The 13,860-nt window shown below is 74.2% G+C and carries 13 protein-coding genes and 3 pseudogenes; 9 read left to right on the forward strand and 7 right to left on the reverse strand.

Going from position 1 to position 13,860, the window contains the following annotated elements; translation table 11 throughout:
- Nucleotides 1-97: 97 nt before the first annotated feature.
- From ACFY2K_RS14770 to ACFY2K_RS14780, 3 genes and pseudogenes are all read left to right on the forward strand, one after another.
- Nucleotides 98-868 (forward strand): annotated as a pseudogene (locus ACFY2K_RS14770) (ribosome-inactivating family protein); the annotation flags it as partial.
- An 800-nt stretch (nt 869-1,668) separates the two neighbouring features.
- Nucleotides 1,669-3,081: pseudogene (locus tag ACFY2K_RS14775) on the forward strand (glycosyl hydrolase family 18 protein); the annotation flags it as partial.
- Between the two features lie 109 nt (nt 3,082-3,190).
- Entirely contained in the window at nt 3,191-5,008 is a 1,818-nt protein-coding gene (locus ACFY2K_RS14780) for a chitinase C-terminal domain-containing protein (RefSeq protein WP_387711775.1), read from the forward strand.
- Nucleotides 5,009-5,097: 89 nt separating this feature from the next.
- Here ACFY2K_RS14780 and ACFY2K_RS14785 read toward each other — a convergent pair whose 3' ends face one another.
- A complete protein-coding gene (locus ACFY2K_RS14785; RefSeq protein WP_380527911.1) occupies nt 5,098-5,496 on the reverse strand; it encodes a VOC family protein in 399 nt (132 codons plus the stop codon).
- Nucleotides 5,497-5,507: 11 nt separating this feature from the next.
- Entirely contained in the window at nt 5,508-6,530 is a 1,023-nt protein-coding gene (locus ACFY2K_RS14790) for a hypothetical protein (RefSeq protein ID WP_387711621.1), read from the reverse strand.
- A 200-nt stretch (nt 6,531-6,730) separates the two neighbouring features.
- Here ACFY2K_RS14790 and ACFY2K_RS14795 point away from each other — a divergent pair, with 200 nt between their 5' ends.
- From ACFY2K_RS14795 to ACFY2K_RS14810, 4 genes are all read left to right on the forward strand, one after another.
- A complete protein-coding gene (locus tag ACFY2K_RS14795) occupies nt 6,731-7,174 on the forward strand; it encodes an HAD family hydrolase (RefSeq protein ID WP_380527905.1) in 444 nt (147 codons plus the stop codon).
- A 66-nt stretch (nt 7,175-7,240) separates the two neighbouring features.
- The gene (locus tag ACFY2K_RS14800) at nt 7,241-7,714 is read left to right on the forward strand and encodes a hypothetical protein (protein ID WP_387711623.1); all 474 of its coding nucleotides are present in this window, start codon (nt 7,241-7,243) and stop codon (nt 7,712-7,714) included.
- A 33-nt stretch (nt 7,715-7,747) separates the two neighbouring features.
- Nucleotides 7,748-8,044, forward strand: a complete 297-nt coding sequence (locus tag ACFY2K_RS14805) for a PRC-barrel domain containing protein (protein ID WP_380527900.1) — start codon at nt 7,748-7,750, stop codon at nt 8,042-8,044.
- 17 nt (nt 8,045-8,061) lie between these two features.
- Entirely contained in the window at nt 8,062-8,646 is a 585-nt protein-coding gene (locus ACFY2K_RS14810) for a type 1 glutamine amidotransferase domain-containing protein (RefSeq protein ID WP_375886759.1), read from the forward strand.
- Nucleotides 8,647-8,710: 64 nt separating this feature from the next.
- Here ACFY2K_RS14810 and ACFY2K_RS14815 read toward each other — a convergent pair whose 3' ends face one another.
- The 4 genes and pseudogenes from ACFY2K_RS14815 to ACFY2K_RS14830 form a co-directional block, all read right to left on the reverse strand.
- A complete protein-coding gene (locus ACFY2K_RS14815; protein WP_375887044.1) occupies nt 8,711-9,565 on the reverse strand; it encodes a DNA ligase in 855 nt (284 codons plus the stop codon).
- Nucleotides 9,566-9,667: 102 nt separating this feature from the next.
- Nucleotides 9,668-10,546, reverse strand: a pseudogene (ligD, locus tag ACFY2K_RS14820) (non-homologous end-joining DNA ligase); the annotation flags it as partial.
- A 125-nt stretch (nt 10,547-10,671) separates the two neighbouring features.
- Nucleotides 10,672-11,091, reverse strand: coding sequence for a VOC family protein (locus ACFY2K_RS14825; RefSeq protein WP_375886761.1), 420 nt, complete (start codon nt 11,089-11,091; stop codon nt 10,672-10,674).
- 25 nt (nt 11,092-11,116) lie between these two features.
- Nucleotides 11,117-12,001, reverse strand: coding sequence for a helix-turn-helix domain-containing protein (locus ACFY2K_RS14830; RefSeq protein WP_380591105.1), 885 nt, complete (start codon nt 11,999-12,001; stop codon nt 11,117-11,119).
- Nucleotides 12,002-12,135: 134 nt separating this feature from the next.
- On the opposite strand from ACFY2K_RS14830, the gene ACFY2K_RS14835 reads away from it, so the two are divergent.
- Together ACFY2K_RS14835 and ACFY2K_RS14840 are read left to right on the forward strand one after the other, a co-directional pair.
- Complete coding sequence (locus tag ACFY2K_RS14835; RefSeq protein WP_375886767.1) at nt 12,136-12,570, forward strand: CBS domain-containing protein; 435 nt, start codon at nt 12,136-12,138, stop codon at nt 12,568-12,570.
- A 109-nt stretch (nt 12,571-12,679) separates the two neighbouring features.
- Complete coding sequence (locus ACFY2K_RS14840; RefSeq protein ID WP_387711626.1) at nt 12,680-13,282, forward strand: pyridoxamine 5'-phosphate oxidase family protein; 603 nt, start codon at nt 12,680-12,682, stop codon at nt 13,280-13,282.
- A gap of 98 nt (nt 13,283-13,380) precedes the next feature.
- On the opposite strand, the gene ACFY2K_RS14845 is transcribed toward ACFY2K_RS14840, so the two are convergent.
- Nucleotides 13,381-13,776, reverse strand: a complete 396-nt coding sequence (locus tag ACFY2K_RS14845) for a transglycosylase family protein (protein ID WP_375886773.1) — start codon at nt 13,774-13,776, stop codon at nt 13,381-13,383.
- Nucleotides 13,777-13,860: the final 84 nt, after the last annotated feature.

Here is a 13,860-nt window from a genome sequence, read left to right on the forward strand (position 1 = left end):
CCGCGCCCGCCCCCGCCTCCGCCCGGGCCGTCCATCGCCTGTCTACCGGTGCTCCGTAGGTTCCGCCGCAGTAATGTCACCGATCCTCTGGAGAGACATGTTGCGGTTGCGAACGACCGTCCCAGGCCCGGCGGCGGGGGGATCGCCGCCCCGACGCCGGGCCGAGGGGCTGCGCCGGGTCCTGCTGGTCCTGCTGGCGATCCTCCTCCTGCCGTTCGGGGCGAACGGGCCGGCGCACGCGGCCCAGGACGACCCGTCCCAGCGCTACCTGAACTTCATCGGGGACCTCCAGCGCAACTTCACCCGCCCGTACCGCGGCGACTACAACATCACGCTCGACAATGCCACCCCCGTGACGGTCAACCTCTTCGATCTGGTCCACCCGAACCGGGATCAGCCGGCGAACATGGAGACCGGGCTGATCATCGCGCCGAACGACCTCTACATCTGCGGCTTCTACACCATCCGGGACGGAGTGCGGACGGTCTACCGCATGCGCGACGACGGCATCGGCTCGTCCAGGGTCGCCCGCAACACGTGGTTCAACCAGCAGCAGCTAACTCTGGGTGACGGCAGGTACGTCTACCTCAACGACATCGGTGTGGACTACGGCGACCTCAGGAACGAGAGCGCCAACCGGGACAACCCCTTCACCTTCGAGAACCGTTGGGTGAACATCGACGCCGATGCGCTGACGCGCGCCGTCGGAATCCTGGAGGGCGTCACCTTCCATCGGCGGAATGCGGCGAACGTCGCTCAGCAGACACCGTGGTTGCGCAGCGCTCTGATGGTCCTCGTCGAAGCCCTGGCCGAGGGCACCCGGTTCCGCAACATCAGGGACGCCATCGGGGCGGCGCTGCGCAGCGGGATCCCGGCCCGCATCGCGCAGTTCGAACCCCAGATCCAGACCTGGAACGCGCGGAGCAGCGACCTGTGGGAGGCCAACCAGGACCCGGGCAACTCCTGGTTCGCCGCCCGAGCGGCCGCCGTCGGGCTGGCCGTCCTCCAGGTCCGGACGGGGGGTCCGATCTGCCGGATCCCGCGGTCGAGCGACGGCGCGCCCGGGTGCGGCCGCCCGCTGGTGAACGCGAGTTTCAGCACCGGCCGCGACGTGTACCTCCTCCAGGGGCCGTTCGTCGCCCGCATCAAGGACGCTTCGCAGAACGCCGTCCTGGCCGGAGGCACGGAGGACACCGTCTCCCACCTGTGGCCGGTCCTGGCGGGCACGCCCTTCGCGAACGGCTTCGACGCGGCCTTCACGCTGCCGGAGGACCCGGACGAGGTGATGCTGTTCCGCGGGGACCAGTACATGCGGATGCGGTTGGACTCCGACGGGAACGCCAAGGTCACCAAGGCGCCGACGACGATCGCGGACGGGTGGCACAGCCTGGCCGGCAGTGACGGCACCAGGCCCTTCACCCAGGGGGTCGACTCGGCCCTGTCGGTGATGGAGAACCAGGTCTTCCTCTTCAAGGGCGACACCTACGTGTCGCTGGAAGTCAACATCGGCAGCTCCACCGACCGCGTGCTCAACGGGCCCAAGCCCATCGGCGACAACTTCAGGGCCCTGGCCAAGGCCGGCTGGACCGACGGGTTCAACGCGGCCGTCCGCTGGCCGGGGGTGCAGACCTTCGACCGGGCCTTCGCCGCCTTCTTCCGCGGGAACCAGTGGACCAGGGGATTCGTCGCGGCCGGCGGCCCGGACAGCGACCTCGTCTTCACCGCCGATGCGCTGCGCTGGGGCGTCCTGGCGGGCACGATCTTCGCCGCAGGCGACACCACCGGCATGACGAAGATCCCGCGGGCGGACGACAAGGGCGGCCCGACGAGCACGCCCCCGCCCTCGGCGGCCGGCGTCTCGCTGGTCAACGACAGCACCGGCCGGGTCGCCGACGTCGACCAGGCGAACCCCGCCAGCGGCACCAAGGTCAAGGCCCTGGGCGGAAGGGGAACCAGGCGCAGAAGTGGAACCTGGACCGCCAGGACGACGGCCGGTTCGCGATCCGCACGGCCCTCGACCCCGGCCAGGTCCTGGAGGCCAACGGCAACCGGTCGCAGAGCGTGGACGGCACCAGCTACTACACCGCGCTGCAGCGGGACGGCGGTGGTGCGAACCAGCGCTGGCGGCTCGACGCGCTGGGCGGGCAGACGTACCAGCTCGTCACCTCGGACGGCGGCTGCCTGACCGACCAGGGCGAGGACAAGGCCCTGGCCTTCTGGAGGTGCACCGGGGCCTTCGAGCAGCGGTGGCACCTGGAGGGCGGCACCAGCACCGGTGATCCCGGGGGGCGGGGCTCCGCGGGTTCCCCCTTCGACGACTCCGCGGACGACCGGGGGACGAAACCCGCGTCCGCCGGTGACTGCCGGCCGGAGGGGATGACGCCCACGGACGGTGTGTCGGCCCGCTACTGCGACGTCTACGACGGCAGCGGCCGGGAGTGGGTCGGCAACGGCCGTTCCCGGCGCACGGTGGGCTACTTCACCGGGTGGCGCTCCGGGGCGAAGGGCGATCCGGCCTACCTGGTGTCGAACATCCCCTGGTCGAAGGTGACGCACGTCAACTACGCCTTCGCCAAGGTGGACGGGAACCGCATCAGCGTCGGCGACGTGAACGACCCGGAGAACCCGGCCACGGGCATGACCTGGGACGGGGACCGGAACGCGATGGACCCCGCCCTGCCGTACAAGGGGCACTTCAACCTGCTGAACACGTACAAGAAGAAGCACCCGGCGGTGAAGACGCTGATCTCGGTCGGCGGCTGGGCGGACACGCGCGGCTTCTACGCGATGGCGACCAACGCGGACGGCTCGGTCAACCAGGCGGGGATCGACACGTTCGCCGACTCCGTGACGGAGTTCCTGGACCGCTACGGGTTCAACGGTGTCGACATCGACTACGAGTACCCCGGCGCCCTGCCCAGTACGGGCAACCCGCTGGACTGGGACGTGTCCGATCCGCGGCGCAAGGGGCTGCAACAGGGCTACACCGCGCTGATGAAGACCTTGCGGGCGAAGCTGGACCGGGCCGGTGCGGACAAGGGCCGCTACTACCTGCTGACCTCGGCCGGGTCCGCCTCCGGCTACCTCGTGCGCGGGCTGGACGCCGGCCAGGCGCTCCAGTACCAGGACTTCGTCAACGTCGTACGTCGGCCCGCAGGCCCCGCTGTACGACGACGGCCGCGACAACGAGCTGGCGGACGCCGGGATCTACGACGACCAGCGCGCCGACACCAAGGAGTACGGGAAGAACGGGTACTTCAACGTCGACTGGGCCTACCACTACTACCGCGGTGCCCTGCCGCCCGGGCGGATCAACCTCGGCATCCCCTTCTACTCACGCGGCTGGCAGAACGTGCAGGGCGGTACGGACGGCCTGTGGGGCACCTCCGCCATGCCCGACCAGTCCAAGTGCCCGCGAGGCGTGGGCGGCCGGGGGCCGGCCAAGGGCCAGGACTGCGGACTGGGCGCGACCGGCATCGACAACGTGTGGCACGACACGGAGGACGGCCGTGAGGTCGGGGCCGGGTCGAACCCGCTGTGGCACACCAGGAACCTCCAGGACGGCCGTACCCCCGGCTACCTGAAGGCCTACGGCGTCGACCCCGGCACCGACGCCGGGAAGCCGACCGGCACGTACGCGGAGAAGTACTCCGACCCGCTCCAGTCGTCGTGGCTGTGGAACGACGCCAAGAAGGTGTTCCTGTCGACGGAGAACGAGAAGTCCGTCGACGCGAAGGCGAAGTACATCACGGACAAGGGCATCGGCGGGGCGATGATCTGGGAGCTCGCCGGTGACTACACCAAGCGCGCGAACGGCGAGTGGGGGATGGGCTACGACCTGACCACCCGGCTCGACAACGCCCTCAAGGGCGCGGGGGCCTCGGGCAACGCCACCGGCGGCGGCAAGTCGCTCCCCGCCCAGGTGATCGACGTCAAGGCCGAGCTGGTGGACTTCCCCACGGCAGTGGCGGACATGTGGCCGATCCAGCCGAAACTGCGGATCACCAACAGCTCCAAGGTCGCCCTCGCCCAGGGCACGGAGATCTCCTTCGACCTCCCCACCTCCACCACGCCGGTGGTGAAGGACGGCGCCTGGAAGGTGATGGGCGGCATCACCCCCGGCCACAGCGGTCCGAACGCGGGGGGCTTGAAGGGCGACTTCCACCGGGTGACGATCAAGCTCGGTTACTGCGAGGACGTTCCGGCCGGCAGGTCGAAGGACATCGACGTCAAGTACTACCTGCCCGTCACCGGGCCGGCGAACGTGACGTTCAGGATCGGCGGGACGGAGTTCGGTTCGACGGGTGACCGGCGCCGCGCCGTGACGACGGTCGACCCGCCCGCCCCGGCGTCCGGCTCCCAGTGCCAGGCCGCGCCGTGGCAGGCGCACGCCTACAACCCGAACCCGTCGTTCGCGTTCTGGCAGACCGGCGACAAGTGGATCATCGAGGACCGCAACAGCGGCAACGTCCTCGACCACCCCGGGAGTTGGGCCGACGCCCACCTGTCGATGAAGCAGGCCGGCAACGCCAACCAGCTGTGGACGGTGAGCGAGGACTCCCCGGGGTGGTACCACATCAAGTCCGGTACCAGCGGCCACGACCAGTGCCTCGGCGCCACCACGGCCAGGGGCACCCTCACCGTGCGGGACTGTGACGGCAAGGTCGACCAGTGGTGGCGCCTGGTACGGCTCAGCACGGACCAGGCCACCGCGGGCAAGCCGCTGCTGGACTCGGCGGCCCCCGGCGGCCCCGTGCACGGCGCCGCCTACGCCCTGGGCGGCTTCGTCGGCGGGAACGACGACTGGTGGAAGGTGCCGGCCTACCTCGCCGCACCCGCCAACAGCGCCACCGCCTCCAGCACGAAGATCATCGCGGGGGACACCGAGGGGGCCTGGGCCTCGACGGTGTCGTGGAACGGCTCCTACTGGCGGGCCAAGTGGTGGAACAAGGCCACGGACGAGCCCGGCAGGAGCGACGCCTGGCAGAAGCTCGGCCCCACCCCCTGACCGCCTCGGACCCCGACCGGGGGGTGCCGGGACTCGGGTAATGACGACCGAGGACCTGGACACCCCCGGCCGGGGCCCCGGTCAGCCGGTCAGCCGGGGAGCTGGGTGAACTGGGCGAGCTGGATGAGGTTGCCGCAGGTGTCGTCCAGCACCGCGACGGTGACCGGGCCCATCGCCGTGGGCTGCTGGGTGAACCGCACCCCGAGCCGGTGCAGGCGGTCGTACTCGGCGTGCACGTCGTCCACCGCGAACTGGGCGGCCGGGATGCCGTCCTCGACCAGCGCGGTCTTGTACGGCCCGACGGCGCGGTGGGCGTCGGGCTCCAGCAGCAGCTGGGTGCCGTCCGGCTGCTCGGGGGAGACCACGGTGAGCCAGCGGTACGCGCCGAGCGGGACCTCCGCCTTCTTCACGAAGCCCAGCACCTCGGTGTAGAAGCGCAACGCCTTGTCCTGGTCGTCGACGAACACGGTGGTCAGGTTGATCCTCATGGGGTGCCCTCCTACGCGCCCGGGTGGTGGCGGCCGTCGCCGAGCCGATCGTAGATCGCCCGCAGCCAGGGCTCGCGGACGGCGGGCAGCCGGGCGAGGTGGTGGCGCAGCAGGTACCGGTCGGGTTCGAACAGGAAGGCGGGGCGCAGCGGCAGCGGGTCGTCCCGCTCCTCCCCGGCGGGCAGCCTGGTGGCGAGACGGGGCGGCGGGAAGGCCAGGTACGTCCACACCCCGGCGTCCAGCGGGACGGCCACGGTGCCGGAGGGCGCCGGCCAGGCGGCGCCGGTCCACGGGTGGCGGGGGACGAGGGCGATGTCCGGTGCCGGGACGGCGGCCAGGCCGGGCCCGGTCAGGCGCAGGGCGCGGGCCGGGGGGCCGCCGGGGAGCAGCCGCCGCAGGGCGCGGCCGAAGGTCTCGGTCAGCAGGCCGGGGGCCGTGGCCACCGGCTCGCCGCCGGAGGCCGCCAGCAGCCCGGCCAGGGCCGACCCCACGGCGGCGCTCCAGCGCTCGTTCCACCAGCCGCCCGGCTCGACCGGGGGCGCCGGCGGCACCGTCCAGCCGTCCCCGGCCGGCCGGGCCGGGCCCTCCACCGGGAGGCGCCGCACGGCCCACGGATGGAGCCACACCGCCTGCCAGCGGTAGCAGTCGTCGATCCGGGCGCCCACCTCGCGCCCACAGCCCGCGCAGGCCAGGTTCGGGCCGCCGGCCGCCGCGCAGCAGCCCTCGCAGCGCTCGGGGAGCAGCACGGTGGCCCGGGTGTCGCCCGGGGCCAGCAGCACCGCGCCGCCGGGGCCGCTCCACAGGCCGTCGACCGGCGCGTACAGGCCGTGTTCGGCGGCCTCCGCCGCCGTGATCGCGGACCACGGGCGCCAGGGCCGTTCGGTCGGCTCCGGGTCGAGGGCGAAGGTGCCGGGCTCCAGCAGCGGCGGCAGGTACCGGTCCCCGCCCTCCCGGTGGGCGTGCGGCGGCAGCGCCACCTCCGCCACCGGCACCGTCAGCTCCGTACCGCACCCGGCGCACGCGAACACCGCCACCCGCTCCCCTCCCCGTCGACGGACCTCCGGAGTATTCCGGCCCGTGCGGCGCCCGCCAAGCGGTTTTCCGGTGCCCGGGGCGGCCGTTCCGGGCAGGCTGCGCGCCGGGCCGGGGAGCGTCCTAACCTGGAAGGGCGCGCGGTGCGTGACCTGCGCGGGGGAAGCCCCGACGCAGGGCCCGGAGCACGGGAGAGGTGGCCATGACGGTGATCTCGGCGGCCCTGATCGGCACCGACTGGCGGCCCCGGCTGCCCGGCGGCGCCGAGCTGTTGCGCGAGTGCGCCGTGCGGGGCTGGACGGTGGTGCTGACCGGCCCCGGCCCGGCCGGGGTGCGGGCACTGACCGTGACCGCACCCGGTGGCGATGCCGTGCGGGCCGCACTGGCGCTGGTGGGCGGCGGGCCCTCGCACGCGGTGGCCGTCGCCGGGAGCGTGCGCGAGGTGCTGGCGGCGCGCCGGGCCGGGGTGCCCTGCGTCGCCCTGGAGGCCGGCGGGGACGCCGGTCCCGAGCTGCGGGCGGCCGGCGCGGACGAGGTCCACCGCGACGCCGCCGCCCTGCTGCGCGTCCTGGACGACAGCCTGCTCGCCCGTCCCCGGGCCTTCGGGCGCGTGGCCGCCGCAACCGGCGGCCCCCGGAACGGTTAACGCCGGCCCGTACCGGGCAACCGCCCGGGTGCGAGCACGTCACCGGAAGTGTCGGAGGTGACCGAGATGGACGGACCCGCGTTGAGCGGATGGGAGCGGCGGCTCCTCGAGGAGATCGAGTCCGATCTGCGCCAGGACACGCGCCTCGACCGGAAGTTGAGCACGATGGGGGCCAAGCGGCCGAACCGGTTCCTGGACGCCCTGCGCGGCGTCGGGCGCCGGATCTCGGTCGGGGTCCTGTTGACCGTACTGGTGATGACGTCGATCTGCGTGGGCATCGGCGTGCGCACTCCGACCACTGCGGTGCTGACCGCCCTCGGGGTGGTCTGGGCCGCCTCGGTGGCGGCCTCGGTGGCCGCCACGGCGCTGCTGCGGCGGCGACGGGCGCCGGGCCGGGGCGACGGCGTCGTCGGCGGTGCAGCCCCGGACCGCGAGGACGGGCGGGACCGCCGGGAACGCCGGGACCGCGGGGAGGGACGAGAGCGCGGGGACGGCCGGGACGGACGTGAACGAAGGCCCTGGGACCGCCCGGAGGCGTGACGCGACGGGGGGCCGAACCATCGAGAGGTGCGCATGAGTACCGACCTGTGGGAGTACCGCCCGGGCTCCCACCCCGCCGCCGACCTCAGCCTGGTCGGGTACGAGGCCCAGGCGACCGACGGACCCCTCGGCCGGGTCGACCAGGACGCCGGCGACCACCTGGCCGTCGACGCCGGCGCCTGGGTGCCGGGTGCGAGGGTGCTCGTCCCGGTCGGTCTGGTCGCCCGGATCGACCACCTGGACCGCGCCGTCCACCTGGACTGCCCGCGCGCCCGGCTGGGCACCGTCCCGCCGCCCGCCGAGCACCTCACCACCGCCCGTCGGCGCTGAGCCGTGGACCGCTGACCATGGGCTGGCCCGCCACCACCCTGACCGGCCGGACGATCGCCTTCCTGGTCGCCCCGTACGGCACCGAACAGGAGGAACTGGCCTCGCCCTGGCAGGCGGTGCTCGAAGCCGGCGGGCGCCCGCGCCTGCTCTCCACCGCGCCCGGCCGGGTCCAGGCCGTCCGGCACCGCGCGCCCGGGGACACCTTCGCGGTGGACGTCCCGGTGGCCGAGGCGGACCCGGCGGACTACGCCGGGCTGGTGCTGCCCGGCGGCGTCGCCGGTCCGGACGCGCTGCGGCTCGACCCGGCAGCGGTCGCCTTCGTCCGGGCCTGCTGCGCCGCCGGCCGCCCGGTCGCGGCGATCTGCCACGCCGCCTGGACCCTGATCGAGGCCGACGCCGTCCGCGGCCGCACCCTCACCTCCTGGCCCAGCCTGCGGACCGACCTGGTCAACGCGGGCGCCCAGTGGGTCGACCGGGAGGTGCACGTCTGTCGAGACGGCCCGGGCCCGCTGGTGACCAGCCGCGCGCCGGGCGACCTGCCGGTGTTCGAGGACACCTTCGTCACCGAGTTCGCCCACGCGGCGGCCGGGCGACGGAAGTGACGCGGGGTCAGAGGATTCGTCCGTGGGTGCACGTTCGGGGCGGAGGAGCGTGACCGCGCCGGGGTCAGTCCCCGCGCAGGCGGACGAAGGTGGCGGTGGGCGGGCGGCCGGTGAGGGTGACCTCGGCGCGCAGCGGGGCGGTGAGCGGGTGCACCCGGCCGTGGTCGGGGTCGGCGGCGGGCGGGCCGAGCAGCGGGCCGGCCGCCCGGGCGACCTCCCGGGCCTGCACCGGGGTGAGCCGTGGGGTGGTCAACAGCACGCGGCCGTCGCCGAGTTCGAGCACCAGGGCGTGCGGCCGGTCGGCCGGGCCGGTCAGGGCGCGGACGGTGGCGTCCTCGGTGTCGCTGCGCCGGTACTTGACCCAGGCCCGGCCCGCGCCGCGCGCCCGGTACGGGGAGGCGGCGGCCTTGCACACCAGGCCCTCCACGCCGGTGTCGGCCAGCTGGGTGATCCACGCCACGGCCTCCGCCCGGTCGGTGGTGGCCAGCACCGGCTGGATCGGCGGCGGGACGTCGGCCAGCGCGGCCAGCAGCAGCCGGCGCCGGTCGGTGAGCGGCAGGCGCCGGACGTCCCGGCCGGGCAGGGCCAGCAGGTCGAAGGCGATCAGCCCGAGCGCGACGTCCGGGGCGGCGGCCCGGGCCTGCCGGGTGTGCAGCAGCTCCTCGAAGGCGAACCGCCCGGCCCGCCAGGCGACCAGTTCGGCGTCCAGCACCAGCCCCTCGGGCAGCCGGGCGACGGCGGCGGCGATCGGCGGGAACTCGGGGGCGAGGTCGCGGCCGCTGCGGGACTGCAGGAAGGCCGGCCGGTCGCCGCGGGCGAAGGCGACACAGCGGAAGCCGTCCAGTTTCAGCTCGTACTGCACGCCGCCCCCGCCCAGCCCGTCGGCGGGCGGCACGGCGGTGACGGCGGCGGGGCGCATCACCTCGACCGGCGGGTGGAGCGCCTGCCGCGGCTGGGAGGGCCGCGCCGGGGCCGAGGTGGCCGTGGGGGCCGAGGGTGCGGCACCGGCGGCGGGTGCCGCGGGCAGCGGCCGGGCCTGCTCCGGGTCCAGCAGCGGCGCGAACAGGTCGCCGTGCGCCGCCAGCCGGCCCGGCAGCTCGGCGAGGGTGAACACCAGCTCCGCCTCCCCGCGGGCCCGCTCCAACTCGGCCCAGGCCAGCGGCGCGGAGACCGTCGGCAGCGGCCGGGCCCGCAGGGTGTACGGGGCGGCGGTGGTCTTCTTGGCGTTGTTTTGCGACCAGTCGACCAGCACCCGGCCGCGCCGCCGGGCCTTGGCCATGGTGTGCACCACCAGCTCCGGGTGCTCCGCCTCCAGGGCGGCGGCCAGCGCCTTGGCGTACCCGGAGACCTCGGCGCTGGGCGTGGGCTCGATCGGCACCAGCAGGTGCAGGCCCTTGGAACCGGAGGTCTTCACCCAGGCCGACAGGCCGTCCGCGGCCAGCCGCTCGCGCAGCAGCAGCGCGACCGCCCGGCAGGTGAGCACGTCGGCGCCCTCGCCCGGGTCGAGGTCCAGGACCAGCCGGTCGGCCAGCCCGGGCGCGGCGGCGTGCCACTGCGGGACGTGCAGCTCCAGGCAGCCCAGGTTGGCGACCGCCAGCAGCGCCGCGCCGTTCTCCAGCACCACCTGGCGCAGCTCCCCGGCGGTGCTCGGCACGTCCACCGTGCGCACCCAGTCCGGGGTGCCCGGCGGCGGGTTCTTGGCGACGAACACCTCCGCCTCGACGCCGTCCGGGCAGCGCAGGAAGGAGACCGGGCGGTCCCGCAGGTGGGGCAGCAGGGCGGTGTGCACCGCGGCGTAGTAGCGCAGCACCTCGCCCTTGGGGGTGCCGATGCTCGGGTAGTACACCTTGTCGAGGTGGGACAGGGCGAGGGTGTGCCCGTCGACCGTCATCTGCGGCATCGGCGCTCTCCGGGAGTGCTGCGGTGGCCCCCTCAGCCAGTCTGCCCCGCCCCCGCCGCCCGGGCCCGGCGACCGGAGCCCGCGGCTGCTCCACCGGGGTCCGGCTCACGGCGCCGGGGTCCGGCTCACGGCGCCGGGGCGGGCCGGGGCGCGCCCGGGTAGGTGCCGAAGTACCAGTGGTTGCCCTCCGGGTCGGCCGCGGCGAAGTCGCGCGAGCCGTAGTCGGTCTCGGTCAGGCCGGTGGTGATCCGGGCCCCGGCGGCCACGGCCCGGGCGTGCACGCCGTCCGGGTCGGCGGTGACCACGTACGCGCTGAACGTGCCCGGCTCGCCCCGCCACTGGCCCGGCGCGGTCTCGCGCACCGAGCCGAGCATCACGCCGCCGCCCTCCGGCCAGGCCAGTTCGGCGTGCGCCACGAACTCGCCCTCGCCGTAACTGGCCACCTCCTGGAAGCCGAAGGCCTCCACCAGGAAGCGGATCAGGGCGCGGGCGTCGGTCGCGCGCAAGGTGGGCCAGACCTGCGGGGCAGGGGTCTCGGTGTCCATGAATCTCACTCCTCGGGTGCGGTGGTTACGCCTCCCACTCTGCGGCCGCCCCCGCCGCCCCGCCTTGGACGTTTCGGAACTTGCCCTCCTCCGGCCCCTCCGCCGCCAGCCAGGCACTCGGCGGCGACCCCGCCAGCGCGCGGAACTCCCGGGCCAGGTGCGCCTGGTCGAAGTAGCCGCAGCGGAGCGCCAGTTCCGCCAACCGGGGCGGCGGCGCGCCGGTCGCCAGCAGGTGCCGGGCCCGGTCGAAGCGGATCACCCGGGCGGCGGCCTTCGGGGTCAGCCCGGTCTCCCGGCGGAACCGCTCCTGGAGGTGCCGGGCGCTCCACCCGGTCTCCCGGGCCAGCTCGGCCACCGGCAGCGCCCCGCCGCTGCGCCGCAGCGCCCGCCAGGCCCAGCCCACCTCCGGCGGCACCAGGCCGGACGGCCGGGCGGCCCGCAGCAGCGCCCCGTCCAGTGCGGCGAACCGCTCCGCCCAGCCGTCGGCCGCCCGCAGCCGCTCCTGCAACTGCGGGCCGAGCCGGCCGAGCACGTCCTCCGCCGGGACGTCGATCCCGGCCAACTCCCCTGCGGGCAGACCGAACAGCGCCCGGGCGGCGAGCGGGTGCACGGCGATCTGCACCCCGGACTGGGCGCCCTCGTGGGTGATCAGGGCGGGGGAGGTGTGCAGCCCGCCGAGCAGCGTCGGGTAGCTGCCGGGCGGCTGCGCCGGATCGGGGTGGCCGGCGATCACCAGCGGCTCGTCCAGGGTGAGGATGAAGGTCAGGTACGGGGAGGGCAGGCCGCGGTGCACGGCCGGGGCCAGGCCGCGCTGGCGGTAGCCCGAGTACCAGGCCACGTACGGGCGCAGCGCCGTCGCGGGCCGGGCGCGGACGGCCTCGTCGACCGGGTCGGTGGCTTGCGTGGTCACGGGTTCCAGTATCGGCGCCCGCGGTCGCGGGCGGGAGCGCGGTCGCCTACGGTGAGGGCACGGTCACCCTGTGAGGGGCGCGGTGCGCCGCCGGGGGATGGCCGCCGGGGGGCAACACCGACGAAGGAGTCCCCGTGACCACTGCCCGAGACATCATGCACACCGGCGCCCAGTGCATCGGCGCCCACCAGACGCTGGACGAGGCCGCGAAGATGATGCGCGACAAGAACGTCGGCGCGCTGCCGATCTGCGGCGACGACCAGAAGCTCCACGGCATCATCACCGACCGCGACATCGTGGTGCGCTGTCTCGCCGAGGGCAAGGACCCGGCCGCCATGACGGCCATCGAACTGGCCGGGCACCTGCACTGCGTGCGGGCCGACGACAGCATGGACACGGTGCTCAAGAAGATGGAGCAGCACCAGATCCGGCGCATCCCGGTGATCGACGGCGACCGGCTGGTCGGCATGATCAGCGAGGCCGACCTGGCGATGGGTCACCGCGAGGGCCACCGGCTGACGGACCAGCAGATCATCGAATTCATGGACAGCGTCTACTCGAAGCGCTGACGCGCCCACCTTGAACGACGGCCCCGCCGTGCCCGCGGCGGGGCCGCTCGCCGTCTCATGGGCTGGATTTTCCTTTCTCGCAAGGCGAGATGCGGGCACAATCGCGCACATGGGAAAGCAGTACGAATGCATCGACGGCCGGCTGCGGCAGTTCATCGAACGCCAGCCCGTCTACTTCGTCGCGACGGCACCGCTGGCCGGTGACGGGCACGTCAACCTCTCGCCCAAGGGCCGCTCCGGCACTCTCGCGATCATCGACGAACTCACCCTCGCCTACCTGGACTTCGGCGGCTCGCAGGCCGAGACCATCGCCCACCTGCGGGAGAACGGCCGGATCACCCTGATGTGGTGCGCCTTCGACGGCCCGCCCACCGTGGTGCGGGTGCACGGCCACGGCGAGCCGGTCTTCCGGGACGACCCGCGCTTCGCGGACCTCCTCGCCCGCTTCGAACCCGGGGTGGACGGCTCGGGCCTGCGGGCCATCGTGCTGGTCCGGGCCGAACGGGTCAGCGACTCCTGCGGGTACGCCGTGCCGTTCATGGACTACCGCGCCGACCGCGACCTGCACGCGCAGTACTTCGACCGCAAGGACGAGGACGAGTTCGGCGCCTACTGCGAGCGCAAGCCCCTCGTCGCCACCAGCATCGACGGCCTGCCCGCCCTCCCCCTCCCACTCCCCGCCCGCCCGACCCCGTCGACCCAGCCGGCCTGAGGGGTCTGCGGGCCGGACGGGCGGGGCGGACGGTGACATGGCGAAGCCGCCGTACCCCGGGGGGTGCGGCGGCTTCGTGGGTGCGTGGGGCGGCGGGCTTACTTGCCCAGGCCGGCCTTGACGGAGCAGATCGGCCAGGCGCCGGGGCCCTGGGCGGCGAGGACCTTCTCGCCGATCGCGATCTGCTGGGCCTTGGAGGCCATGTGGGCCTGCGGGGCGTACGCGGTGCCGCCGAAGGCCGCCCAGGTGCTGGAGGTGAACTGCAGGCCGCCGTAGAAGCCGTTGCCGTTGTTGATGGCCCAGTTGCCGGTGGCCTCGCAGGAGGCGACCTTGTCCCAGACCGACGCCGGCGCGGCGGAGGCGCTGGTGGCCGTGACGAGGCCGGCCACCGGCAGCGCGGTGAGCGCCCCGGCCATCAGAGCCATCCGGACGCGGTTGCGGCGCTTCGGGGTGGCAGTGGTGGTGGCAGCGGCAGTCTCGTTACGGAAGGTCATGCGTTTCCTTTCGGAGGGGGTGTGCGGGCGTGCGGAACCAGGCCTTCGGAAGGCCGTCGGTTGCGGGGACGCATCGCTCGCGCG

Source organism: Kitasatospora sp. NPDC001309 (assembly GCF_042896295.1).
Lineage (GTDB): Bacteria > Actinomycetota > Actinomycetes > Streptomycetales > Streptomycetaceae > Kitasatospora.

Coding starts and splice junctions, on each gene's coding strand:
- ACFY2K_RS14785 (WP_380527911.1), bottom strand. CDS start 5,496: ATGAGGATCAACCTGACCACCGTGTTCGTCGACGACCAGGACAAGGCG.
- ACFY2K_RS14795 (WP_380527905.1), top strand. CDS start 6,731: ATGACGGTGATCTCGGCGGCCCTGATCGGCACCGACTGGCGGCCCCGG.
- ACFY2K_RS14800 (WP_387711623.1), top strand. CDS start 7,241: ATGGACGGACCCGCGTTGAGCGGATGGGAGCGGCGGCTCCTCGAGGAG.
- ACFY2K_RS14805 (WP_380527900.1), top strand. CDS start 7,748: ATGAGTACCGACCTGTGGGAGTACCGCCCGGGCTCCCACCCCGCCGCC.
- ACFY2K_RS14810 (WP_375886759.1), top strand. CDS start 8,062: ATGGGCTGGCCCGCCACCACCCTGACCGGCCGGACGATCGCCTTCCTG.
- ACFY2K_RS14815 (WP_375887044.1), bottom strand. CDS start 9,565: ATGCGCCCCGCCGCCGTCACCGCCGTGCCGCCCGCCGACGGGCTGGGC.
- ACFY2K_RS14825 (WP_375886761.1), bottom strand. CDS start 11,091: ATGGACACCGAGACCCCTGCCCCGCAGGTCTGGCCCACCTTGCGCGCG.
- ACFY2K_RS14840 (WP_387711626.1), top strand. CDS start 12,680: ATGGGAAAGCAGTACGAATGCATCGACGGCCGGCTGCGGCAGTTCATC.
- ACFY2K_RS14845 (WP_375886773.1), bottom strand. CDS start 13,776: ATGACCTTCCGTAACGAGACTGCCGCTGCCACCACCACTGCCACCCCG.